This window comes from Georgenia faecalis, from assembly GCF_003710105.1.
In the GTDB taxonomy this organism is placed as follows: domain Bacteria; phylum Actinomycetota; class Actinomycetes; order Actinomycetales; family Actinomycetaceae; genus Georgenia_A; species Georgenia_A faecalis.
The window spans coordinates 523,518-546,909 of record NZ_CP033325.1; the positions used below are offsets into that span (position 1 = coordinate 523,518).

A 23,392-nucleotide genomic window follows, 5' to 3' on the forward strand; every position below is an offset into this window, starting at 1 on the left:
TCATAAGGGACCGTCGCGCCGCCGACGAGGGTGCCAAAGGTCGTGAGATGGGCTACGCGGACGGGGCGTCGCTCTGGCACCATTCGCGCCATGCCCACCGCGACGCAGACCCGCCCTGAGCGCAGCAGGATCGACCGATACTTCGGGATCACGGAGCGCGGCTCCACCGTAGGCCGCGAGGTGCGTGGCGGCATCGTCACGTTCTTCGCGATGTGCTACATCCTCGTGCTCAACCCCCTCATCCTCTCCACCCCGGACAGCACCGGAGCGTTCCTCGGCGGGGGGACGGACGGCCCGAACCTCGCCGCCGTCGCGGCCGGTACCGCGCTCGTCGCGGGGATCATGTCGATCCTCATGGGCGTCGTCGGACGGTTCCCGCTCGCGCTCGCGGCCGGCCTCGGCATCAACGCGCTGCTCGCCTACACCATCGTCGGGATGCCCGGCATGACGTGGGCGGACGCCATGGGCCTCATCGTCCTCGAGGGCATCATCATCCTCATCCTCGTCCTCACCGGGCTGCGGGAGGCCGTCTTCCGCGCGGTCCCGCAGGAGCTCAAGGTCGCCATCTCGGTGGGCATCGGTCTGTTCATCGCGCTCATCGGGCTCGTCAACGCGGGCATCGTGCGTCCGGGCGGCACGCCGCTGCAGCTCGGCGTCGGCGGGTCGCTCGTCGGGTGGCCGGCGCTGGTCTTCGTCGTCGGCCTCTTCACGATCATGGTCCTCATGGTCCGCAAGGTCCGGGGCGCCATCCTCATCGGGGTCATCGTCGCGACGGTGCTCGCGGCGGTCGTCGAGGCCGTGGCACACCTCGGGCTGCTCGACGAGGACAACCCCGGTGGCTGGGGCCTGACGATCCCGACGATCGACGGCTCGCCCGTCTCGACCCCGGACTTCGGCACGCTCGGCCAGTTCTCGCTCTTCGGGGCGTTCGGGAAGGTCGGCGTCGTCGCCGCCCTCCTGCTGATCTTCTCCATCATGCTCGCCGACTTCTTCGACACGATGGGCACGATGGTCGCCATCGGCGCGGAGGCGGACCTCCTCGACTCCGACGGCAACCCGCCGCGCACCCGCCAGATCCTCATCGTCGACTCCGTCGCGGCGGCGGCCGGTGGCGCCGCGGGCGTCTCCTCGAACACCAGCTACATCGAGTCCGCGACCGGCGTGGGCGACGGCGCCCGCACCGGCCTCGCGCCCGTTGTCACGGGCGTCGCGTTCCTGCTCGCGACGTTCCTCGCGCCGCTGGCCGCGTTCGTCCCCTACGAGGCGGCGACCCCGGCGCTCGTCATCGTCGGTTTCCTCATGATGCAGCAGGTCACCGAGATCTCCTGGCGGGACCTGGGGATCGCCATCCCGGCGTTCCTCACGATCATCCTCATGCCGTTCGCCTACTCCATCACCGTGGGCATCGGCGCCGGCTTCATCGCCTGGGTGATCCTCACGGCAGCCCGCAAGGGCGGCGCCCGGCAGGTCCACTGGCTCATGTGGGTCGTGGCGGCCCTGTTCGTCGTCTACTTCGCGCTCGGGCCGATCCAGCAGCTGCTCGGCGTCTGAGCCGGAGCGCGTCGACCGACCCGCACGCGAGAGGGGCCGGGTGGCGGGGGGGTCCCCCGGCCACCCGGCCCCTGTCGTCGTTCCGGCGTCGCTAGGACCACAGACGCCGCGTGGCGATCTCCGCGCCCTGCGACAGCGCCTCGAGCTTGGCCCAGGCGATCTGCGGGTGGATGCGCCCGCCGAGGCCGCAGTCGGTGGACGCGAGGACGTTCTCCCGACCCACCCGGCGGGCGAAGCGCTCGATGCGGTCGGCGACGAGCTCGGGGTGCTCGACGACGTTCGTCGCGTGGGAGACCACGCCCGGCAGGAGGAGCTTGCCCTTGGGCAGGGCGACGTCGTCCCACACGCGCCACTCGTGCTCGTGGCGGACGTTGCCCGCCTCGAAGGAGTACGCGCCGGCGTTGACCTGGAGCATCGTGGAGACGATGTCCGCCATCGGCAGGTCGGTCGTGTGGGGGCCGTGCCAGCTGCCCCAGCACAGGTGGAAGCGGATCCGGTCCTCAGGCAGGCCACGCAGGGCGTGGTTGAGCGCCTCGACGCGCAGCCGGGTGAACGCGACGTAGTCCTCGACGCTCGGCTCCGGCTCGATCTGGTCGAAGTTCTCGGCGATCGACGGGTCGTCGATCTGCAGGACGAGGCCGGCGTCGATGATCGCCGTGTACTCCTCGCGGAGGGCGTCGGCCCACGCGAAGAGGTACTCCTCGTCCGTGGCGTAGAAGCGGTTGGCGATGCGCGAGGCGCTGCCCGGGGCGATCGCGGTGAGGAAGCCCTCCTGGGCCCCGGTCCGCGTCAGCGCGGCCTTGAGGTTGGCGATGTCGGACGCGATGGCTGCCTGGCCGGTGTAGGTGAGCGGGCCGGTGCACGCGGGGAACTGGGGGCCGTCGCCGCCGCCCGTGTAGATGCCCGACGTCGGGTCGGCGTAGGCCTCGGCGAACCGCTGTCGGTCGCGGCGGTGGAGGAAACCGGTGAGGCGGACGTCGCCGGGGGCCGAGAGGTGCTGGTCGACGGCCCACGAGGAGTCGGTGTCCAGGGTGAGCCCGCCGGTGCGGGCGAAGGAGTAGGACCACCAGGCGCCGTAGTCGACGGCGGAGCTCATCGCCTTGCCGTACTCGCCGTCGCCGACGACGGTGATGCCGGCGTCGGTCTGGCGCTGGACGAGGTCGCCGACCTCTGCGGCCAGCAGGTCGGTGAAGCCCTCGGGCTCCTCCCCGCGGGCGCGGTCGGCGTTGGCGTCGAGGAGCGCCGGGGTGCGGGGCAGGCTCCCGGCGTGGGTGGTCTGGATGCGGTCGGCGCTGGTGAGCATGGCCCTCTCCGTCTGGTCTGTGCTTGGGCAGCCGCATCCTCGCACCGGCAGAACGGCGGCGGCCGGGCGTCTCGCGGGTGGGGGTGTCCCGGCCCACACCCGCCACCTATTTCGTTAGCGCAACTAACGACGTAGAATGTGGCCATGCCCACCCTCTCGCCTGCACCCGCTGTGCCTCCGGCGAGCCGCAAGGGCCGGCCCGACCTCGCCACCGAGCTGCGCATGACGATCCTCCGGCTGTCCCGGCGGATCCGGTCCGAGTCCAGCGCGGCCGACGTCAGCGAGTCCCAGTACTGCGTCCTCTCCGGGCTCTCGGCCCAGGGCGCCATGACCCCCCGTGCGCTCGCCGAGCGGGACGGCGTCCAGCCGCCGTCGATGACGCGAACGATCGCCGGGCTCGAGCAGGCCGGCCTCGTGGCCCGGAACGACCACCCCTCCGACGGCCGCCAGGTGCTCATCGAGCTCACCCCCGCCGGTGCAGAGGTGGTCCGCGAGACCCGGCGACGCCGCAGCGCGTGGGTCAGCAGGCGGCTCGCCGCCCTCAGTCCCGAGGACCGCGCTGTCCTCTCCCGTGCCGTAGACATCCTCAAGGAGATGGCTAGTCAGTGAGGTCCACGTTCCACTCCCTGAAGTTCTTCAACTACCGCCTGTGGTTCGCCGGCGCGTTGGTGGCGAACATCGGGACGTGGATGCAGCGCGTCGCCCAGGACTGGCTGGTCCTCACCGTCCTGTCCGACGACTCCGGCCTCGCCGTCGGTATCGTCACCGCGCTGCAGTTCCTCCCGACGTTGCTCATCGGCCCCTACGCCGGCCTGCTCGCCGACCGGCTGCCGCGCCGCAAGATGCTCATCGCCACGCAGTCGGCGCTGGCGCTGCTCGCCGTCGGCCTCGGTGTCCTCGTGCTCACCGACGTCGTCGTGCTCTGGCACGTCTACCTCTTCGCGCTGGCGCTGGGCGTGGTGACGGCGTTCGACAACCCGGTGCGCCAGACCTTCGTCGCGGAGATGGTGCCGCCGTCGAACCTGCCCAATGCCGTCGGCCTCAACTCCACCTCCTTCAACGCCGCGCGCCTCATCGGCCCCGGCCTGGCCGGCCTCCTCATCGCGGCGTTCGGCCCCGGCTGGGCGTTCATCCTCAACGGCCTCAGCTTCGGGGCGACGATCTTCTCGCTCACGCTCATGCGCCGGAACGAGCTCCACGAGCTGCCGCACTCGAGCCGGGCGAAGGGGCAGGTGCGCGCCGGGCTCGCCTACGTGCGGCACCGTTCCGACCTCGTCGTCATCATGCTCGTCATGGGCGTCGTCTCGGCGCTCGGCCTCAACTTCCAGCTCACCAGCGCCGTCATGGCCCGCGAGGTGTTCGACCAGGGCGCCGGCGGGTACGGCGCGCTCGGGTCGATCATGGCGATCGGCTCGCTCGCCGGCGCGCTCATGGCGGCCCGGCGGCAGCACCCCCGGGTCCGGCTCGTCATCACCGCGGCGTTCGCCTTCGGGGTGACCTCCGGCGTCATGGCGCTCATGCCGTCCTACGAGCTCTACGCCGCCTCGACCATCCTCGTCGGCTTCTCCTCGCTCACGATGCTCACGGCCGCCAACACGGTCATCCAGATGTCGACCGAGCCGGCCATGCGGGGGCGCGTGATGAGCCTGTACATGATGGTGCTCCTCGGCTCGACGCCCATCGGCGCGCCGGTCGTCGGGTGGGTGTCCGAGGTGTTCGGCGCGCGGTGGTCCATCGGCGTCGGCTCCATCGCGGCGATCCTCGTCGCGGCGGGGGCCGCCCTCTGGACCAAGCGGAACTGGCACGTCGAGGTGCACTACGAGATGCGGCCCCGCCCGCACCTCGTCGTCGAGGGCCCCGGTGAGCGGCACGGGCGGGCGCGGGACGCGCTGGGCGCGCAGTCCGCGGGCCAGGCCTCGCAGACCGCCTGACCGGCCGGTGAGGCGCGGCCGCGCGGCTGTTGCGCCCGGCGCTCAACCGCTGGCTGCCCTCCGTCGGCCATCGCGTCGCCGCCTCCCCGCCGACCGCACCGCAGCACACGTGTGCTGCTCGCCGACGACGCGCCCCTCGAGCCGGCGTCACCACCGTTCGTCCACCGCAGGAGCACCGCATGACCACCCCGTCCGTCGACTCGCCCGCCACCACCCGTACCCGCCGGTGGGCGGCCCTGGCGGTCCTCATGCTGCCCGTGCTGCTCGTCGCGGTGGACAACACGGTCCTGAGCTTCGCCGTCCCGGCCTTCTCCGAGGTGCTGCGCCCCACCGGCACCGAGCTGCTGTGGATCGTCGACGTCTACCCGTTGGTCCTCGCGGGCCTGCTCGTCCCCATGGGAAGCCTCGGTGACCGGATCGGCCGCCGTCGGCTGCTCCTCATCGGCAGCACCGGCTTCGCCGTCGTCTCCGCGGTGGCGGCGTTCGCCCCGACCGCCGAGGCGCTCATCGGCGCCCGCGCCGCGCTGGGCTTCTTCGGCGCCATGCTCATGCCGGCGACGCTCTCGCTCATCCGCAACATCTTCACCGACCCCACCGAGCGGCGGACGGCCATCGCGGTGTGGGCGGCCGGCTTCTCCGGCGGCGCCGCCCTCGGCCCGATCGTCGGCGGGTTCCTCCTCGAGCACTTCTGGTGGGGGTCGGTCTTCCTCCTGGCGGTCCCGGTGCTCGTCCCGCTGCTCGTGCTCGGCCCGTTCCTCGTGCCCGAGTCCCGCGACCCCGCGCCGGGACCCCTCGACCCGCTGAGCATCGTCCTGTCCCTGGGCACCATGGTCCCGCTGGTCTACGGCATCAAGACCTTCGCCGAGTCCGGCTGGGGCGTCGACGCCCTCGCGCCGATCGTGCTCGGCGGCGTCGTCGGGATCGCCTTCGTCCGGCGCCAGCTGCGCCGGCCGGTGCCCATGCTCGACGTGCGGCTGTTCACCAACCCCGTCTTCAGCGGGGCGGTCGCGGCGAACCTGCTCAGCGTCTTCTCCCTCGTCGGGTTCCTCTTCTTCATCTCCCAGCACCTCCAGCTGGTCAGCGGCCGCAGCCCCATGGAGGCCGGTCTCGTCCTCCTGCCCGGGCTGGCCGTCACCGTGATCGCGGGGCTGGCGGTGGTGCCGATCGTGCGGCGCGTGCGCCCCTCCCGGGTGGTGGCGACCGGGCTGCTGCTCAACGCCCTCGGCTACGGCGTCGTCCTCGTCTCCGGCCAGGCCGGATCGGACCTCGGGCTGCTCATCGCCTTCGCCATCCTCGGCGCGGGGGCGGGGTCGGCGGAGACGATCTCCAACGACCTCATCCTCGCCAGCGTCCCGGCGGCGAAGTCGGGGGCGGCATCGGCCATCTCCGAGACGGCGTACGAGGTGGGGTCGGTGCTGGGGACCGCCGTGCTCGGCAGCATCCTCACGGCGGTGTACCGGGGGAACGTCGTCGTCCCCGACGGCGTCCCCGGGGCCGACGCCGACGCGGCCCGGGAGACCCTCGGCGGGGCGACCGACGCGGCTACCCGCCTGCCCGGAGAGACCGCCGAGGCGCTCCTCGACTCTGCGCGCCACGCCTTCGACTCCGGCGTCACCCTCACCTCGGCGATCGGCGTGGTGCTCATGCTCGTGGCGGCCTGGATCGCGCTGCGGGCCCTGCGCACCGCCCGCTGACCCGACGGCGGGGGTCTGCGCCGCCGCCGTGCGCCCCTCGCGCGGCCGGCCCTCGCTGCCATCCCCGCAGGTGCCCGTGCCGTCATCGGCGGCCTGCGGTTCAATGGCGCCATGCCACTGCACGGTGAGTACGCCCCCAGCCCGTTCAAGCGGGCGCGCACGCAGGCCGAGGAGTACGAGGCGTCCGACGGCGCGCGCGCGAACACCCTGGCGGGGTATCCCATCGTCGTGCTCACGACCGTCGGCGCGCGCACCGGAAAGATCCGCAAGACCCCGCTCATGCGCGTCGAGTACGGCGGCGAGTACGCCGTCGTCGCCTCTCTGGGCGGCGCGCCGGTGCATCCCGTCTGGTACCACAACCTCGTCGCGCACCCCGAGGCGACGCTGCAGGACGGCGCCCGCCGGGTGGACGTCGTCGCCCGCGAGCTCAGCGGCGAGGAGCGCGAGGTGTGGTGGGAGCGCGCCGTCGCGGCCTACCCGCCGTACGCGGACTACGCCCTCAAGACGACGCGGCTCATCCCGGTCTTCCTGCTCACCCCGGCCTGACGCCGCCGACGCCGCCCGGGCGCCCGCCGCGCGACACTAGGGGCGTGGACGATCGGCTCAGGGTGACGGCGGGTGTCTCGCTCGACCCCGGCGAGCTGCGGTGGCGGTTCTCGCGCGCCAGCGGACCTGGGGGCCAGGGGGTCAACACCACGGACTCCCGGGTGGAGCTCAGCCTCGACGTCGCCCGCACCGGCGCGCTCGACGACCGCCAGCGCGAGCGGGCGCTCGCTGCCCTCGAGGGTCGGCTCGTCGACGGCGTCCTCACCATCACGGCGTCCGAGCACCGCTCGCAGCTGGCGAACCGCCGGGCCGCGACGGAGCGGCTGGTCAACGCCCTGCGGGCGGCGCTGGCGCCGCCGCCCCGGCAGCGCCGCGCGACCCGCCCGACCCGGGGCTCCACCCGCCGCCGGCTCGAGGGCAAGAAGCTGCGCGGGGAGACCAAGCGGCTGCGCCGCCCGCCCAGCGACTGACCCCCTGGTCCCGCTGGCGCACCTGCGGAGCGCCTGCCCCTCTGGCCCGCAACGCCGCCTATGGGTGACATCCCAGCGCTATGAGCACTGCGACCTCACCCACTGGCGCGCGAACAGGCCCGGAGTCAGCGTTTCCGCAAGATCACGTGAAGACGGCCCCGGGGTCAGCGTTTCTGCACGATCACCAGGGAGAGGGGGCTAGGACGGGCGAGGGTGGGGAGAGGGGCCGGGGGCGGTCAGAGGTGCTCGACGACGTAGTCGACGCACGCCGTGAGCGCCTCGACGTCCGCCGGGTCGACCGCCGGGAACATCCCCACGCGGATCTGGTTGCGGCCGAGCTTGCGGTACGGCTCGACGTCGACGACCCCGTTCTCCCGCAGCGCGCGCGTCACGGCGGTCGCGTCGATGGCGGCGTCGAAGTCGACCGTCCCCACGACGGGGGACCGCTGCCCCGGCACGCTGACGAACGGCGTCGCCCACTCGCGTGCCTCGGCCCACGAGTAGAGCAGCCCCGAGGAGGTCGCCGTGCGCGCCGTCGCCCACGGCAGGCCGCCGTTGTCGTTCATCCAGTCGAGCTGCTCGGCGAGGAGGACGAGCGTCGCGATCGCCGGGGTGTTGAGCGTCTGGTCCTTGCGCGAGTTCTCCACCGCCGCGCTCAGCGAGAGGAAGTCGGGGATCCACCGGTCTGTCGCCGCGATCTCCTCGACGCGCGCGACGGCGGCGGGGGAGAGGACGGCGAGCCAGAGGCCGCCGTCGGACGCGAAGTTCTTCTGCGGCGCGAAGTAGTAGGCGTCGGTCTGCGCGAGGTCGACCTCGACGCCGCCCGCCGCGGACGTGGCGTCGACGAGCATGAGCGCGTCGCCGTCGAGGCGACGGACAGGGGAGACCACCCCCGTGGACGTCTCGTTCTGGGGCCAGGCGCAGACGTCGACGCCGGCCGCGGAGTCGAGGACGGCGAGGCTGCCGGGCTCGGCGGTGACGATGTCGGACGGCTCAAGGAACGGCGCGCGGGCGGTGCCGGCGGCGAACTTCGCACCGAACTCACCGAAGGCGGCGTGCCGGGCGCGGCTGCGGACGAGGCCGAGGGTCGCCGCGTCCCAGAACGCCGTCGAGCCGCCGTTGCCGAGGACGACCTCGTAGCCGTCCGGGGCCCCGAGCAGCGCGGCGACCCCCTCGCGGACGCGCCCGACGAGGGAGCGGACGGGTGCCTGGCGGTGCGAGGTCCCCATGAGCGTGGAGCCGACGGCGGCGAGCGCGTCGAGGTGCGACGGGCGCACCTTGCTGGGGCCGCAGCCGAACCGGCCATCGGCGGGGAGGAGCTCCGGGGGGATCGTCAGCGTCGCGTCGCTCATGGCGTCGATCCTGCCACCGCGCTCGCGCCGCGTCGGCCGGCGGTCAGCCGCCGGGCCTCGCGCGCCCGGTCACGAGGCGCGACCGGCGGGCGCTCCCGGCACGTGCAGCGCACGCTGGACGTCGAGGACATGGGCGGACCACCCGGCCGTGCGCCCGCAGATGAACATGGCGTTGAACAGGCGCGGGGCCACCGTGGCGTAGTCGAGGAGGACGGCGGCCCAGAACGTGGTGCTGGCCGCGGCCGTCTGTCCGCGGTCGCCGAGCTCGGCGACGGCCGCGCGCTCGACGGCCTCCGCCGCGTCGAGCAGCGGCACCTCGAGCTGCGCGCAGACCTGGTGCATGAGGGAAGCCCGAACGTCGGTGCCAGCAGCCCGCCCCGCCGGCGGCTCGGCCCCGGGCGGTGTCGGCGCCCCCGGTAGCGGGCCGATCTCGAACCCGGGCAGGAAGCGGCGGTCGCCCAGGGCGTCGCGCACGGCGCCCCGGGCGTCCCCGCTCGCGTGCGCCGCCCGGACGACGGCGACGGACCGGGCCGAGGCGCCCCCGCTGAGCGGACCGCCGACGGCGGCGACCGCTCCCGAGAGGCAGGCGGCGACGTCGGCTCCCGTGCTGGCGACCAGGCGTGCCACGCGCGTCGACGGTGTGAGGCCGTCCTCCGCCAGCGCGATCCACAGGGCGTCGAGGGCAGCGGCCTTGTCGGGGTGGGCCTCGCCCCGCCAGCGGATGAGGAACCGCTCGGCCGCGGTCCGCCCGGCCTCCACCTCGCTCTGGGGGACGGCGGGCAGGTCCTGGCCCCGCGCCGACTGCGCGACGAAGGAGAGGGCGAGCACGCTGGCGCGGGCAAGGTCGTCGCGCGCCTGTGCGGCAGAGATGTCGAGGAGGGGACGGAACGACCACACGGGGGTCAGCTGGGCGAGGGCGCTCTGGACGTCCACCCGCACGTCGCCGGTTCGCACGGGGAGCCGGAAGGGTTCGGTCGGCGGGAGCGCCGGCGCGAGGGTGCCGTCGACGAGGAGCCCCCACACCTGCTCGAAGTGCTGGCCCACGAGCGTCGTGAGCGAGCGCCCGCGGTAGTGCACGCTGCCGTCAGGCCGCCGGGCGAAGATCGACGGGTCGGCGGCGAACGCCGGCCATGCCGCGGGGGCCGGCTCACCGGTGGGCCGGACCTGGTCATCGGTCATCACCGCAGATGGTATCCGTCACACGTGCCCCGGGCCGGGCCGGGCCGGGTCGTGGATGGCGGGCACCGCGCGCCCCGCGCTGAGGCGGAGATCGCGTCGGCGTGCGGAACCGGCGCAGGGCCGGGGGTCCTATCCTTGCTGATCAGGCGCGAGGACGGGAGAGCAACCAGCATGGGCGACCTCATCGACACCACCGAGATGTACCTCAAGACGGTGTACGAGCTCGAGGAGGAAGGCGTCATCCCCATGCGCGCGCGCATCGCGGAGCGGCTGGGGCACTCGGGCCCCACCGTCTCGCAGACCGTCGCAAGGCTCGAGCGGGACGGTCTCCTCCTGCTCGCCGACGGCCGCCGGCTCGAGCTGACGGACGTCGGCCGCACCCGGGCGACGATGGTCATGCGCAAGCACCGCCTCGCCGAGCGGCTCCTCACCGACGTCGTCGGCCTGGACTGGCAGTACGTCCACGAGGAGGCGTGCCGCTGGGAGCACGTCATGAGCGAGCGCGTCGAGCAGCGCCTCGTCGCGCTGCTCGACCATCCGCACCACGACCCGTACGGCAACCCCATCCCGGGCCTCGGCGACCTGGGGGAGGCGCCGCTCGCCGAGGAGCCGGCGCCCGTGCGGAACCTGCTGGAGGCGGCGAGCCAGCCGAGCCCGGCGGAGCGCGACGCGCCGCTCACCCTGCGGCGGATCGGTGAGCCGCTCCAGGTCGACGTCGAGCTGCTCGCCCGGCTCGCCGAGGCCGGTGTCCGGCCGGGCGCCGAGCTCCTCGTCCAGCGCGGCACCCAGGTCGTCTCCGTCCGGGCGCGGACCTCCCACCTCGTGCTCGACCTGCCCGACGACGTCGCGCGCCACCTCTTCGTCGACGCCTGAGGGGTTTCCCCTCCCTTTCTCTGGTGCGCAGGGGGGGCGGACGCGGTGTCCGGGCCACCCGCGCACCGCGAGGGCCGCAGGTCGGCGACAAGGGTCGCGGTCAAGACATGAGTCGATGGTGAAGCGGTTGTGCGTCGAATTGCCGGGAACCGCGGGATGCTGCGGATCTCGGGTTGTCCACCGACGTGACCTGCGACACACCCCCCACACCTCCGTGACCGTAACGTGACATTCGGATCGACCTTCGGATAGTGTCGCGAACGCTCGCCGAACCCTCCATCGGCAAGCCCCCGGACGGATGCCGAACCCTGCCGCCGCCCGAGGTCCCAAAAACAGTCCGTCGGCAGGGACGGGGGAACCACATGTGGCGGTCGGCTCCGGTCGGCCCCTAGGGGTAAAGCGCGGTCCGCGTCAGCGGCTCACGCCGGGTGAACACTCCCACCCGCACCCGACAGCTCACCTCGCAGGCAGCAGGAGAGGCTCCGTCTTGACCGTTAGCTCCACTCGCGCGCGCCACCGTGCCGCCCGTCGCCCCTCGACCCCGCTCAGCTCGTTCGGCCAGGCCATCGCCGGTCCGGCCGCTCGCCGCAGCATGGCGGTGGCGGCATCGTCCGGCCTCGCCCTCACCATGGCCGCCAGCACCGCTATCGCAGCCCCGGACAGCACCACGTCCGCGCTGCCCCAGGTGGACGTCACGTCCCTCTCCGCGCAGGCCCGCACGGCGCTGACCTCCCCGACCGTGGCCGTCCCGGCCGACGTCGAGTGGACCGTCGAGCCCGCCCAGGTCGTCGCGACCCCGCCGAAGACGACGGCCGAGGCCGACCCGATCGCCGAGCGCGTCGAGGAGATCGCCGCCGCCGAGGCCGCCGCGCAGGCGGAGGCCGAGGCCCAGGCCGCGGCCGAGGCTGCCGCTGCTGCCGCGGCCACCGAGGCGCGTACCGAGGCCACCGCCTCGCGCTCCGGTGCTCGTGAGGAGGTTGCCGCCGCTCAGGCTCCCGCCGCCGCCGAGGCCGCCGCACCGGCCGCTGCCGCCCCCGCTGCCGCTCCCGCGCAGAGCTACTCCGGCGGTTCGGTCGTCGACATCGCCTACCGCTACGTCGGCACCCCCTACGTCTGGGGCGGCACGACCCCGGCCGGTTTCGACTGCTCCGGCTTCACCTCCTACGTCTACGCGCAGGTGGGCATCAACCTGCCCCGCTCGAGCAGCGCGCAGCGCAACGCCGGCACCGTCGTCTCCGCCTCGGAGGCCCGCGCCGGTGACCTCGTGTGGTGGCCCGGTCACGTCGGCATCTACCTCGGCAACGGGCAGTACATCGCCGCCCACAGCGTCGGCAACCCGCTCTCCGCGCGTCCGATCTACAAGTCGAACCCGACGTTCGTCCGGGTGGGCTGAGCCCACCACCCCCGCTCGACGGCCCGCACCAACCCCCCCGGTGCGGGCCGTCGTCGTGCCCGGAGCCGGGCCGGGCGTCGCGGACCGGCGCCCGCCGTCGGCCCACCTCCGTCTCCCCGACGCGCTCCCGCTGCTCCCCGGATGGACCACAATGGAGAGAGAAACGCTGAGCCGGAGGTGGTGACCATGTCCCGGGAGAACGTCATCCTCGTAGGGGTCGACGGGTCCGATGCGAGCCTCGCGGCCGTCGACTGGGCCGCCGCCGAGGCCCGCGCGCGAGGCTGGGGGCTGCACATCGTGTGCGCCTACGCCGTCCCCTCGTTCACCGTGGCCTCCCTCGACGGCGGCTTCGCCGCGATCGACGACACGGCGATCCGCCAGGGCGCCCAGGCCGTCCTCGACGAGGCGACGGCCCGGACGGGCAACGGCCTGCCGGTGACCACCTCCCTGGAGACGGGGGACCCGGCCGGGGTGCTGGTCGAGCTCTCCAAGCAGGCGACGATGGCCGTCGTCGGCACCCGAGGCGGCGGCGGGTTCGCCGACCGCCTGCTCGGGACCGTGTCCTCCGCCCTCCCGGCGCACGCCCACTGCCCGACCGTCGTCGTGCCGTGGCACGAGGGCAACGAGCGCGGGTTCACCCCCGTCAAGCGCATGGTCGTCGGCGTCGACGGCTCCGAGTCCGCCAAGGTGGCGCTGCGTCGTGCCGTCGACGAGGCGATCACCTGGGGTGCCCACCTCACCGCCGTGGCCACCGTGCCGATCGGCGGGGGAGTGGGGTCGCTCGCGTGGCTGCCCGCCGCCGTGGACCGCGACGAGGTGCTCGCTGACGTGCGCGAGGGGTTGAGCGTGGCGGTGGAGCGAGCCGTGGACGGGCGCGACGTCGCGATCAGCCAGCACGCGCTCGACGGCAACGCCGCGGCGCTGCTCGCGGAGTTCTCCACGGCCGTCGACCTCGTCGTCGTCGGCTCGCGGGGCCGCGGCGGGTTCGCCGGGCTCCTGCTCGGCTCGACCAGCCAGGCGCTGCTTCACCACACCGCGTGCCCGGTGCTCGTCGTCCCCGCGCGCTGCGGCGACGAGGGCACGCCGCCCAGCCACGTCCCCTGGGCGCGGCGCTAGACCGCCGCGCCCGAGTGGCGAACGGGCACGCCCGAGTGGAGCCGCCCCTCACCAACGATGACGGCCCGGCACCAGCCCCGAGGGGCTGCTACCGGGCCGCCGTACGAGCGTGGGTCAGGCGCGGATCTCCAGCGTGCAGCACTTGGCGCCGCCGCCGCCCTTGAGCAGCTCGGACGTGTCGATCCCGATCGGGTTGTAGCCCCGCTCGGCGAGCGCCGCGGCGAGGGCGGTCGCGCGCGGGTTGTGGATGACGTTCTTGCCGTCGCTCACGCCGTTGAGGCCGAGGACCTCCGCGTCGGCCTCGGTGGCGATGAGCGCGTCCGGGAACAGGCGCTCGAGCACGCGCCGGCTGCCGTCCGAGAACGCCTCCGGGTAGTAGGCGATGTCGTCGTCGGACAGCACCATCATCGCGGTGTCGAGGTGGTAGAACCGCGGGTCGACGAGGTGCATGGAGATGACCGGCTTGCCGATCGCCTCCTGCAGCTCGAGGTGGGACGCGAGAGACGTGCGGAACCCCGTGCCGGCGAACACCAGCTCGCCGACGGTGAGGATGTCGCCCTCGCCCTCGTTGATCTCCGTCGCGGTGACCGTGGGGAACCCGGCGTCGGCGAACCACTTCTCGTACGCCGGGCCCTCGGGCTGGCGCTGGGGGTAGGTGAACTTCGCCGAGTAGACGACGCCGTCGCCCATGACCGCTCCGTTGGCGGCGTAGACCATGTCCGGCAGGCCGGGGATCGGCTCGATGAGCTCGACCTCGTGGCCGAGCTCGTCGTAGGTCTTCTTCAGCTCTTCCCACTGGCGCACGGCAAGCTCCGTGTCGGTGGGGACGTCCTGGTGCATCCACGGGTTGATCTCGTACGCGACCGTGAAATAGGTCGGCGGGCACATGAGATAACGGCGGGGCCGCGCATCGCGGGTGACGGGCATGCCAAACCTTTCCTTGGGGAAGTGGACCGCCCCGACAGGGGGTTGGGCCCCCAGTAGCCTACGCAGCCTGGTGGCGCCGGGCCGCACGAGCGCGCTGTGACGATGCAGACGCCGAGGCCGGGCCGGGCCCAGCGGCCGTGCTGGGCCCGGCCCGTCGCCGGCGTCGACGGCGGCGTCAGCTGACCGCGCTCACCGCCATGGCCCCCAGGAGCATGCCGGTGACGGTTGCGGCGATGGCGACGACGAGCGCGATCTTCGCCAGGCGCTCCTTCCGCGCGAGCCCCACAGCGGCGAGGATGATGGCGACGACCCCGAAGATGATCGGGAAGAAGAGGATCGCGATCGCCGACAGCGGGAACGACACGATCGACAGGACGTTCGAGCCCCCGTTCCCCGTGCCGACGCCGCTGTTTCCCAGCTGGTTCTGTGCCATGACGCTCCTTCGCATTGGTGTGCGCCCGTGCCGGACCGGCAGGGTCAGTCGAAATGATCTTGGTTCGTCACCGGTTCCGCATGATTTCGGCGTCGGATCGCCCGAGGATTCGCGGGCCTGAGGAAAAGAGAGGACCGGCGCCCACGGGGAAGTGACCTGCGCCCCGGGGAAACCTGCGCCGATCTTGCGCCGAACCTGAGGGAGGCCCGCGGCTGCCTGAACCTCACGCTGAGGTGGCCCGCGCAGGATCACTCCTGTTGGCAGCAACGCCCACCCTCTCGATCACAGGAGTCACCATGTCCGCTCACGTCGCTCAGCGCTCCACCTCCGGCCGCAAGGCCACCAAGGCCATCGCGGCCGGCGCGGTGGCCGTCGCGCTTCTCGCGGCGGGTGGCGGCTCGTTCGCCTCGTGGTACGACGACGAGGTCATCTCCGGCGGGACGATCTCCTCCGGCACGCTCGCCCTCGAGGCCGCGGGCGGCGCCTGGACGGACACCGCGGGCAACGTGGTCGACCTCGCCACCTACCAGATGATCCCCGGCTCGGTCCTCACCTACACCGACACGATCACCATCACCGCCGAGGGCAACGGCCTCACGGGCGAGCTGCGCACCAACCTCCCCGAGCTCACCGCCGACGCGGACGCCGCTGAGCTGCTCGCGGCCCTCGACGTCACCCTCACGGTCGGCACCGTCGCCAACACCGGCGGCGTCGTCGTCGTCGACGACGCGGTCACGCCCGGGATCTACGACGAGCCCGTCGACGTCACCGTGACGGTGGCGTTCCCGATGGACAGCGCCACGCTCACGGCCGCCCAGGCCCAGCAGGTCGCCCTCGCCGACATGCAGATCGTCCTCGAGCAGTCCGCTCCCACCGCAGCCTGATCTCCACGGCGGCCCGCGCCTGACAGCGCGGGCCGCAGCCAGCACCACCCGCACCAGCTCGGCAAGGAGGGATGACGATGCGCGCGAACCGCCGCCAGGCCGCCGCCGCCCTCGCCACCGCCCTCCTCGGTGTCCTCCTCCTCAGCGGCACCGGCACGAGCTACGCCCTCTGGTCCGACGAGACCACCATCGCCGGCACCGCGGTCCGCAGCGGCGAGCTCGCCCTGGTCGACCCGACGACGACCATCCAGCTCGCCCGGCCGGGCACCCCGGCGCGCGACGTCACCAGCACGCTCGCCGGCGAGCGGCTCGTCCCCGGTGACGTCGTCACCGTCCGCACGGCCGTCACGGTCGCCGCCGCCGGTGACGGCCTCGACGCGCGGCTCGTCCTCGACACCTCCTCCTTCGCTGCGGCGTCCAGCCCGGTCCGCGTCACCGTCGACGCCTCCGGGGTGGCGCTCCCGCCCGCCGGCCCGCAGACATGGCGCGTCGGGGCGGACGACGGCGGCACCGTCAGCGCCGTCGTCACCCTCACCGTCCCCGCCGCCCCGGCCACCGGCCGGTGGGGGGAGCAGCTCCAGGGCGCGGCGCTGCGCACCGGGTCCCTCGCCTGGACGCTCCAGCAGAGCAGCGGCACGGGCTGGCGCTCGGCGGCGAGCACCGCCGTCGCCACGTTCACCATGGACACCCTCGCGCTCAGCGTCACCCCCACCGCCGAGCGCACGGCGACGGTCCGCAACGGTGCGGCCCAGGCCGGTGTGCGCTGGGCGCCGACGCTCACGCTCGCCTCCACCACCCCCGCACTGGTGCCCGCGGCGCAGGTCACCACGTTCCTGTCCTCCCTGCGCCTGGGCTACCGCACGGGCGCCGGCTGCGCGCAGAGCGCCTGGACCGTGGGCCGCGACGGGAGCATCACCGCCGTCGCCGGCGGCGACGGCCGGCAGGCACTCGCAGCCGGGGCCAGCACCCCCCTCTGCCTCGACCTCGCCCCCGCGACCAGCGAGGCGGACCTCCTGCGCAGCTACGCCGGCCGCGCGTTCACGGTGACCACCACGGTGAACGCCCTGACGGCGGCGCCCGCCACCTGGAACGCCCGGCCTCAGACCTGGCAGAGCACCTACCGCGTCCCGTTCGCCCAGCCCACGGTCTCCTGCACCGGCGGCGCGTTCATCGGGATCAACAACACCGAGCTCACCTGGGCGTGGGCGTCCGGGGCCACCGCGCCGACGACCACCGAGTGGGAGATCCAGCGCCAGACGTCCACCGGGGGAGCGTGGACGGCGCTGACGACTAAGGCGAGCCCCACCCGCGACCTCGCCGTCGCCGTCGCCGACATCCCGGCCATGGGCAGCGCCCGCTTCAAGGTCGTCGCCTACCCCTTCGGGCGCCAGGCGCCCTACGCCGTCGAGAGCTCCGACGTCGTCCAGATCACCCGGCCCCTGCTCGGCACCCTCTCGTGCGAGCGCGCCGACCTCCCCAACCCCTCGACTCCCCAGGTGACGCTGCCGTGAACCTCATCCTCCGCCGCACCCGCACCGTCGCCCTCTGGGTCGTCCTCGGCGCCGTCGTCGTGATCGCCGGGCTGCTCATCGTGCTGCCTCGCCTCATGGGCTGGGTGCCCCTCACGCTGCTCACCGGGTCGATGGACCCCACCATCCCCACGGGCAGCCAGGTGGTCGTCGACCGCATCGAGGGCGAGGCGGACGCCGTAGCCCTGCACATCGGTGACGTCATCACCTTCATGCCCTACGCGGACGACCCGACGCTGGTCACCCACCGGGTGGTCGGCCGGACCAGCGCCGGGGACGGCTCGGTCACCTTCACCACCCGCGGCGACGCCACGATGATGGAGGACCCCTGGACGCTCAGCGCCGAGCAGGTCCGCGGGGTCGTCCGGTACCACGTGCCCTACGCCGGTTACGCCGCCAACGTCCTCGACGGCAACCAGAAGGGTGCGGGCGTCGCCCTCGCCGCCACCGGCCTCCTCGGCTACGCCGCGATGCAGCTCGCCTCGGCCGCGCGGAATCGCCGCCGGTCGGCGCGGGCGGTCGCCGCGTGACGGCCGGCGTACGCAGCCCGGCGGGGAGCACGACGATCGACCCCGGCCCGCTCCTCGCCCTCGCCGCCGACGTCGGCCCGGACGCCACCCGCAGCTTCGCGCAGCGGTACGCCACGATGCTGCCGCAACGGATCAGCCGGCTCCAGACGGCCGTTCTCACCGGGGACCTGGAGGACGGGTTCGTCGCCGCACTCAGCCTCCACACCTCCAGCACGATGGTCGGCGCCCACCACCTCGCCGCGGAAGCCCAGCGCCTGGCCGCCCTCCTGCGCGCCGGCGACGCCGCCGCGGCGCGCGCCGCCGTCGCCCCGCTGCTCGGGCAGGCCACCGCGGTCACCCGTGCGCTCGACACCGTCGCGCCCCGCTAACCTCGTGCGCATGTCCTTGCCCGCGGTCGCTGCGGCCCCACCGCCGACCGACGAAGCCCCCCTCGGCAAGGGCTGGAGCTCCAGCACCGACCACCGCCACGTCCTCGGTCGGCAGCTGCCGTTCACCCTCGTCGTCATGGTGGTGGCGGTCCTGCTCGTGGTCATGGCCGCCGACAGCATCGAGCTGCCGATGGTCTTCTCGGGCCTGCTCGTCGTCGTCGCGGCGACGGGGGCGGCCATCGTCGTGCCCTGGGAGCAGCTGCCGCGCTGGTGGTCGGGCATCGTGCCGATCGCCGACATCTCCGCCGCAGCCGTGCTCTACGCCGGCGGCGTGCCGGCGTCGGTGACCCTCGTCCTGCCCGTCCTGTGGCTGTCGACGACGTTCGGCGTCGTCGGTGCCGTCACGTCCGTCTCGGCGAGCACCGTGGCGCTGTGGACAGCGCTCCTCCTCGATCCGACGCTCGACGGCAGCACGCTCGGCCGGCTGTTCGTCGTCCCCGCCGTGCTGGCCGCCGCGAGCGTCTACATCGTCCTGTCCGAGCGCCGGGCGGCGGCGCGCAGCTACCTGCTCCACCGCCAGGGGGGACTCGTCGAACGGACCCTGGCCGACGCCCGCCACCAGCACCGGGTGCTCGAGGGCATCCTCAACACCATCGACGTCGGGGTCGTGGCGATCTCCCCGGACGGCTACATCACCATCCTCAACCGGGCGCACGCCGCGGCGACCCAGGGCAAGCTCAAGATCGGTGACCACGTCACCCGCCACGCCGGGCTGGCCGGCTTCCGCGCGGACCGCACCACCCCGCTCGGCCACGCCGGGTCGCCCCTGGTCCGGGCCTGGCGCGGTGAGACGGTCTCGCGCGAGCTCACCTGGTGGGCCGAGGATGACGGGCGGTGGACGGCCTACCGGATCTCCGTGGGCCAGCTCACCGACGACGCGGACCGCCCTGCCGGCGCCGTCATCGTCTACCAGGACCTCACCGCGGAGATGGCCGCGGTCTCGGAGCGGGAGGACTTCATCTCAGCCGTGTCGCACGAGCTGCGCACCCCCCTCACCTCAATCCTCGGCTACCTCGAGCTCGTCATCGACGACCCCGAGGTGCCCGGCGAGGCCCGCGGGAACCTCGAGGTCGTCGAACGCAACGCCCAGCGCCTCCAACGGCTCATCGGTGACCTGCTCACCGCCGGGCAGACGCGCCGCGGCGAGCTGAGCATCGTGCGCTCGACGACCGACCTCGCGGACGTCGTGCGCGACGCCGTCGTCAGCGTGTGGCCGCGCGCCGACGCGGCGGGGATCACCGTGACCGCACGCGTGGGCACGGGCTTCCCGGTCGCCGGGGACCGCGCGCGCCTGGCGCAGGTGGTGGACAACCTGCTGTCCAACGCCGTGAAGTACTCCCGGCCGTCCGGGACTGTGGACGTCGCCCTGCGCCGCGACGGCGCCGCCATCCACCTCCTCGTCACCGACGACGGCATCGGCATCGCACCCGTGGACCAGCCGCGCCTCTTCGGCCGGTTCTTCCGCGCCGAGGCCGTGCGGAACGGACCGGTCCAGGGCACCGGCCTCGGCCTGCACATCTCCCGTCAGATCGTCGAGGCCCACGGGGGCACGCTCGCCCTGGAGAGCGAGCTCGGCCAGGGGACCCGGGTGCGGATGACGCTGCCCGCTGAGGAGGACGCATGACGCTGGACCCGCTCACGCTCGACGTCGTCGCCGGTGCGGTCGTCCTCCTCAGCGCGACGCTGTTCGTCGCCGAGGCCTGGTCACGGCGCGCCCAGGCCGTGGACCGCCTCTGGTCGCTCGCCTTTGCCGCCGCCATCGCGGCGTCCCTGGCCACGCTCGCCGACGCGTTCCAGCCCTCGTGGGTGGCACGGGCGCTCGGCAACGCGGCGCAGGTCGCCGTCCTGTGGTTCATGTGGAGCGGCGTCCGGGCGTGCGGCGGCCGACGACCCCTCGTCGGGGTCGCGGTGGGCGCCGCAGCCGTCGCCGGCCTCGGGGTGCTCGCCGTCGGTCCGGCGGGCGACCCGTGGGCGGCAGGCGGGCTCATGCTCGTCGGCGTCGCGGTGGGCGCCCTGATCAGCGGCGTCGCGATCCTGCGAGGCCCGCTGCGCCAGTTCCAGAGCGGGATCGCCCTGGCGGTGCTGCTCCTCGTCATGGGCACGTACACGGTGTTCCGGTTCGTCCTCTACATCACCCAGGGCCCCTACTCCGACGCCTTCACCACGTACGCGGGCAGCGAGCTCACCACCTTGGTGGTCACGCTCGTCCTCAACGGCAGTGCCTTCTCCATGGTGAGCCTGCGGGTTGCGCAGACCACCCGCAGCGTCCTGCTCAGGCACCACTTCGATGCCGCCACGGGGGCTCGCACACCCGCGTCGTTCGAGCCGCGCGCCCTCGACGCCCTGCGGGACGCGGAGGAGCGTGGGCGGCAGATGTGCTTCGTCGTGGTGGAGCCCGACGACGTCACGGCCATCCGCCTCGCGTTCGGCGGGAACTATGCGGACGAGGCGCTCGCGCTGTGCGGGGAGACGGTCGCGATGGTCGTGCCCCCACGGGGGCTCATCGGGATCGATGCCCCGCACGGAGCGCGGTTCGAGGTGCTGCTGCGGGACATGGGCGCGGCCGAGGCGGAGGAGTGGGCGGCGGGGCTGCGCACGGAGTTCCTCCATGCCACCTTCGAGCTCCCCTCCTCGCGCGTCCGGGTGACGGTGAGCATCGGCTTGGCGTCGTCGCTGGACCACGGCTACGACCTGGCGACGCTCCGGGCGGCCGGTCAGCGGGCGGCCCGTGAAGCGTCCGAGCAGGGCGGAAACCTCACCGTGACCGCCGGTGCCGGTGCTGGTGCCCTGGCTCTCTGAGGGGCCACCCCTCCCACTGGTGATCTTGCAGAAACGCTGGCGCGCCGGCGGCCAACGCCTCAACGGGTGACGTTGCAGTGCCTAGAGCGCTGGGATGCCACCCACAAGACGCTGGATCGCGGGTTCGGCCCAGCGGACGGGCGGCCTGGGGCAGCGAGCGGCGCGTTATGCCCAGCGGACGGGCGGCCTGGGGCAGCGGGCGGCGGGTTCGGTCCAGCCGGCCGCACGCCACACCGAGCGATGAGTCAGACGATGGGCGGTCAGCCTGACGACGCCGCCGTCAGCGGGCCGCGGCGAGCCGATAGCCGACGCCGCGCACGGTCTGGATGAAGCGCGGGCTCACCGCGTCCTCGCGGAGCTTGCGGCGTAGGTTCGCGACGTGCACCTCGATCGCCCGACGGTCCGCCTCCGTGGTGTCGAGGCCGGTGTCGTAGGACTCGGCCCAGAGCTCGCGGACGAGATCCGCCTTGGACAGGACCCGCCCGCGCGCGACGAGCAGGGAGAGGAGGATCTCGAACTCGCTGCGTGTGAGGTGCAGCGGCTCGCCGGCGAGCTCGGCCATCCGGGCGGCGGCGTCGATGACGAGCCCGTTGTGGACGTGGACGTCCTCGGGGTGCTCGCGGTGCGGGTCGGTGGCGGTGCGGTCAGCCACTGCGTCGGCCGCCCCCGCGGAGGTGTGGGCGAACGCCACGGCGTCGGACGCCGCGCCGAGCCCCGCAGCAGGCGACGACGGCGCAGGGATCTCGGCGGACGCCCCCGCCGCCACTCCCTCCACCGCAACACCCGACGCGGCCGGTGCCCCAGCGCCCGCGCCCGCCCCAGCCGGCGCACCGGCACCCGTCGTCGTTCCCGCCGCCGGCGCGTCGGTTGCGCGGGAGACGAGGCGCGGGCGTCGCAGCATCGCCTCGATGCGGGCCCGCAGCTCACGGGGACGGAAGGGCTTGGTGAGGTAGTCGTCGGCGCCGGCGTCGAGACCGATGAGGGTGTCGATCTCCTCGGCGCGGGCGGTGAGCATGACGATGTAGGCGTCGCTGAAGGTCCGCACCCGCCGGGCGACCTCGAACCCGTCGATGTCGGGCAGGGAGATGTCGAGCGTCGTGACGACGGGGTCGTGACGACGCACCAGGGCGACGCCGTCGTGACCGTTGCCCGCCGCGTGGACGGTGAAGCCGCCCTGGCCCAGCGTGGTCGCGAGCAGGGCTCGGATGTCGTCGTCGTCCTCGATGACGACGGCGACGCGGTCCTCAGTCTGCGCAGGCATGGTTGGGACCGTAGCGGAGGGTGACGCCGCACCACCGGGACCATCCACCATCGCGCGGGGAGCTCACGTGGTAGGGGGAGCTCACGTGGGACGGGGAACTCACGTCGGGCGGGGAACTCACGTCGGGCGGGGAACTCACGTCGGGCGGGGGCGGCTGGTCGTCACGGCGATGGTGCTGCGAACCCCCGTCACAGCACCTCCTCGACGTTGAGGAGGCCGGTGAAGGTGGAGAGCAGGCCGGCGCGCACCCCGCGCATGCTCGTCCGGCGCAGGGTCACCTCGCTCCCGGCAGCGTCGAGGAGCTCGACGACGTCGGCGGGGGTCCAGAGCCAGACGCCCTGGAGGACCGGCTCGTCCGGGTGGCCGGAGCCGCCGACGGCTGGCGCGACGCGGTGCCCGCCACCGGGGCAACGGACCGTGAGCTGGGCGCCCCCCGTGAGGCTCCGGGCCGAGATCCCGAGCGTGGCGAGTGACTCCGCGGGAAGGTCGAGCAGGTGCGGGACGATCTCGCCCTGGCCGGCACGGAGGGCCTCGGCCACGGCGTGCGCGGCGTCCCACCCGATGACGACGGCGGGTCCTGGCCGGCCGTCGTCGTCCCGGAGCGGCAGGGCGAGGAGGATCTCCTCGAGCAGGGTGCCGTCGGCGGCGAGCGAGAGCTCGACGGCCCCCGCGTGCTCGTAGCGCTCGCGCCCGTCGCGTGCGGGGGTGAGGTGACGCAGCTCGCGGGAGAGGGCCACCGTGCGGCCGGCGCTCCAGGCGATGGTCCCTGTCGTGCCTGCGAGGGCTGCCCAGGACCGGACGTCGGCGAGCACCTCCGGCTCGGCGAGCGCGCGCAGGGCTGCGGCGAACGGCACGACGAGGGCGTCGAGATCGTCGTCCGGCGGGACGTAGCGGGCGAGCCCGCGTTCGCGGAGGAGTGCCCACGCCCGCCGGCGCTCCGACTCCGGCAGCGGAGCCTCCGGGGCGAGCCCGAACGCCTCGGGCCGGAAGTCGGCAGCCATGGCCGTGGGGGAGGCGGCGCCCCAGGGGGCGGCCCGCACGAGGGCGCGGCGCAGGACGAGCCACTCGCCGACGTCGAGGCGGAACCGCGCGGACCGGGGGCGGCGCGCGCGCGCCTCGGGGGACGTCTGGACGGCTGTCATAGCTCTGCCTCTTCTACTCACCCGTGGCCCCCTCACCATGGGTGGAACGTA

22 protein-coding genes and 1 riboswitch are annotated in these 23,392 nt (G+C 73.7%); of the genes, 15 read left to right on the forward strand and 7 right to left on the reverse strand.

What is annotated here, in order from left to right:
• Positions 1-90: 90 nt before the first annotated feature.
• Positions 91-1,551, forward strand: coding sequence for an NCS2 family permease (locus EBO36_RS02180; protein WP_122823177.1), 1,461 nt, complete (start codon positions 91-93; stop codon positions 1,549-1,551).
• 91 nt (positions 1,552-1,642) lie between these two features.
• Here EBO36_RS02180 and EBO36_RS02185 read toward each other — a convergent pair whose 3' ends face one another.
• Positions 1,643-2,854, reverse strand: coding sequence for a cobalamin-independent methionine synthase II family protein (locus EBO36_RS02185; protein ID WP_122823178.1), 1,212 nt, complete (start codon positions 2,852-2,854; stop codon positions 1,643-1,645).
• A 144-nt stretch (positions 2,855-2,998) separates the two neighbouring features.
• Here EBO36_RS02185 and EBO36_RS02190 point away from each other — a divergent pair, with 144 nt between their 5' ends.
• From EBO36_RS02190 to arfB, 5 genes are all read left to right on the forward strand, one after another.
• A complete protein-coding gene (locus EBO36_RS02190) occupies positions 2,999-3,463 on the forward strand; it encodes a MarR family winged helix-turn-helix transcriptional regulator (protein ID WP_122825387.1) in 465 nt (154 codons plus the stop codon).
• Positions 3,460-4,785, forward strand: a complete 1,326-nt coding sequence (locus tag EBO36_RS02195) for an MFS transporter (protein ID WP_122823179.1) — start codon at positions 3,460-3,462, stop codon at positions 4,783-4,785. Before EBO36_RS02190 ends, EBO36_RS02195 begins: the two co-directional genes overlap by 4 nt.
• Positions 4,786-4,964: 179 nt before the next feature.
• Entirely contained in the window at positions 4,965-6,479 is a 1,515-nt protein-coding gene (locus tag EBO36_RS02200) for an MFS transporter (protein ID WP_122823180.1), read from the forward strand.
• 111 nt (positions 6,480-6,590) lie between these two features.
• Positions 6,591-7,025, forward strand: a complete 435-nt coding sequence (locus EBO36_RS02205; RefSeq protein WP_122823181.1) for a nitroreductase family deazaflavin-dependent oxidoreductase — start codon at positions 6,591-6,593, stop codon at positions 7,023-7,025.
• A 44-nt stretch (positions 7,026-7,069) separates the two neighbouring features.
• Positions 7,070-7,495 (forward strand): alternative ribosome rescue aminoacyl-tRNA hydrolase ArfB, encoded by a 426-nt coding sequence (arfB, locus tag EBO36_RS02210; protein ID WP_122823182.1) that lies wholly within the window; start codon positions 7,070-7,072, stop codon positions 7,493-7,495.
• A gap of 236 nt (positions 7,496-7,731) precedes the next feature.
• Here the strand turns inward: arfB and serC are convergent, their stop codons facing one another.
• Together serC and EBO36_RS02220 are read right to left on the reverse strand one after the other, a co-directional pair.
• Positions 7,732-8,847: a phosphoserine transaminase gene (gene serC, locus EBO36_RS02215; protein ID WP_122823183.1), complete on the reverse strand. Its 1,116-nt coding sequence runs from the start codon at positions 8,845-8,847 to the stop codon at positions 7,732-7,734.
• 69 nt (positions 8,848-8,916) lie between these two features.
• Complete coding sequence (locus EBO36_RS02220) at positions 8,917-10,026, reverse strand: citrate/2-methylcitrate synthase (RefSeq protein ID WP_122823184.1); 1,110 nt, start codon at positions 10,024-10,026, stop codon at positions 8,917-8,919.
• Between the two features lie 171 nt (positions 10,027-10,197).
• On the opposite strand from EBO36_RS02220, the gene EBO36_RS02225 reads away from it, so the two are divergent.
• The 3 genes from EBO36_RS02225 (at position 10,198) to EBO36_RS02235 (ending at position 13,408) form a co-directional block, all read left to right on the forward strand.
• A complete protein-coding gene (locus EBO36_RS02225; protein WP_122823185.1) occupies positions 10,198-10,899 on the forward strand; it encodes an iron-dependent transcriptional repressor DtxR in 702 nt (233 codons plus the stop codon).
• 324 nt (positions 10,900-11,223) lie between these two features.
• Positions 11,224-11,383: riboswitch (cyclic di-AMP (ydaO/yuaA leader) on the forward strand.
• Between the two features lie 108 nt (positions 11,384-11,491).
• A complete protein-coding gene (locus EBO36_RS02230) occupies positions 11,492-12,292 on the forward strand; it encodes a C40 family peptidase (RefSeq protein ID WP_342352727.1) in 801 nt (266 codons plus the stop codon).
• 186 nt (positions 12,293-12,478) lie between these two features.
• Complete coding sequence (locus EBO36_RS02235) at positions 12,479-13,408, forward strand: universal stress protein (protein ID WP_122825388.1); 930 nt, start codon at positions 12,479-12,481, stop codon at positions 13,406-13,408.
• A gap of 114 nt (positions 13,409-13,522) precedes the next feature.
• On the opposite strand, the gene ddaH is transcribed toward EBO36_RS02235, so the two are convergent.
• Positions 13,523-14,335 (reverse strand): dimethylargininase, encoded by an 813-nt coding sequence (gene ddaH, locus EBO36_RS02240; protein ID WP_122823187.1) that lies wholly within the window; start codon positions 14,333-14,335, stop codon positions 13,523-13,525.
• A 175-nt stretch (positions 14,336-14,510) separates the two neighbouring features.
• Positions 14,511-14,768, reverse strand: coding sequence for a hypothetical protein (locus EBO36_RS02245; RefSeq protein WP_122823188.1), 258 nt, complete (start codon positions 14,766-14,768; stop codon positions 14,511-14,513).
• A gap of 296 nt (positions 14,769-15,064) precedes the next feature.
• Between EBO36_RS02245 and EBO36_RS02250 the strand changes: the two genes are divergently transcribed.
• From EBO36_RS02250 to EBO36_RS02275, 6 genes are all read left to right on the forward strand, one after another.
• Complete coding sequence (locus tag EBO36_RS02250) at positions 15,065-15,652, forward strand: alternate-type signal peptide domain-containing protein (RefSeq protein WP_122823189.1); 588 nt, start codon at positions 15,065-15,067, stop codon at positions 15,650-15,652.
• 77 nt (positions 15,653-15,729) lie between these two features.
• A complete protein-coding gene (locus EBO36_RS02255) occupies positions 15,730-17,163 on the forward strand; it encodes an alternate-type signal peptide domain-containing protein (RefSeq protein WP_164471302.1) in 1,434 nt (477 codons plus the stop codon).
• Positions 17,160-17,711 carry a signal peptidase I gene (locus EBO36_RS02260; protein ID WP_164471303.1) on the forward strand — a complete coding sequence of 184 codons (552 nt, stop codon included), beginning with the start codon at positions 17,160-17,162 and terminating at the stop codon, positions 17,709-17,711. Before EBO36_RS02255 ends, EBO36_RS02260 begins: the two co-directional genes overlap by 4 nt.
• Positions 17,708-18,079, forward strand: coding sequence for a hypothetical protein (locus tag EBO36_RS02265; protein ID WP_122823192.1), 372 nt, complete (start codon positions 17,708-17,710; stop codon positions 18,077-18,079). Before EBO36_RS02260 ends, EBO36_RS02265 begins: the two co-directional genes overlap by 4 nt.
• Positions 18,080-18,089: 10 nt before the next feature.
• Complete coding sequence (locus EBO36_RS02270) at positions 18,090-19,763, forward strand: sensor histidine kinase (RefSeq protein ID WP_122823193.1); 1,674 nt, start codon at positions 18,090-18,092, stop codon at positions 19,761-19,763.
• Positions 19,760-20,938: a GGDEF domain-containing protein gene (locus tag EBO36_RS02275; RefSeq protein WP_122823194.1), complete on the forward strand. Its 1,179-nt coding sequence runs from the start codon at positions 19,760-19,762 to the stop codon at positions 20,936-20,938. Before EBO36_RS02270 ends, EBO36_RS02275 begins: the two co-directional genes overlap by 4 nt.
• A 280-nt stretch (positions 20,939-21,218) precedes the next feature.
• Here the strand turns inward: EBO36_RS02275 and EBO36_RS15845 are convergent, their stop codons facing one another.
• The gene (locus EBO36_RS15845; protein WP_122823195.1) at positions 21,219-22,199 is read right to left on the reverse strand and encodes a response regulator transcription factor; all 981 of its coding nucleotides are present in this window, start codon (positions 22,197-22,199) and stop codon (positions 21,219-21,221) included.
• Positions 22,200-22,387: 188 nt separating this feature from the next.
• Entirely contained in the window at positions 22,388-23,341 is a 954-nt protein-coding gene (locus EBO36_RS02285) for a hypothetical protein (protein ID WP_122823196.1), read from the reverse strand.
• Between the last annotated feature and the right edge of the window lie 51 nt (positions 23,342-23,392).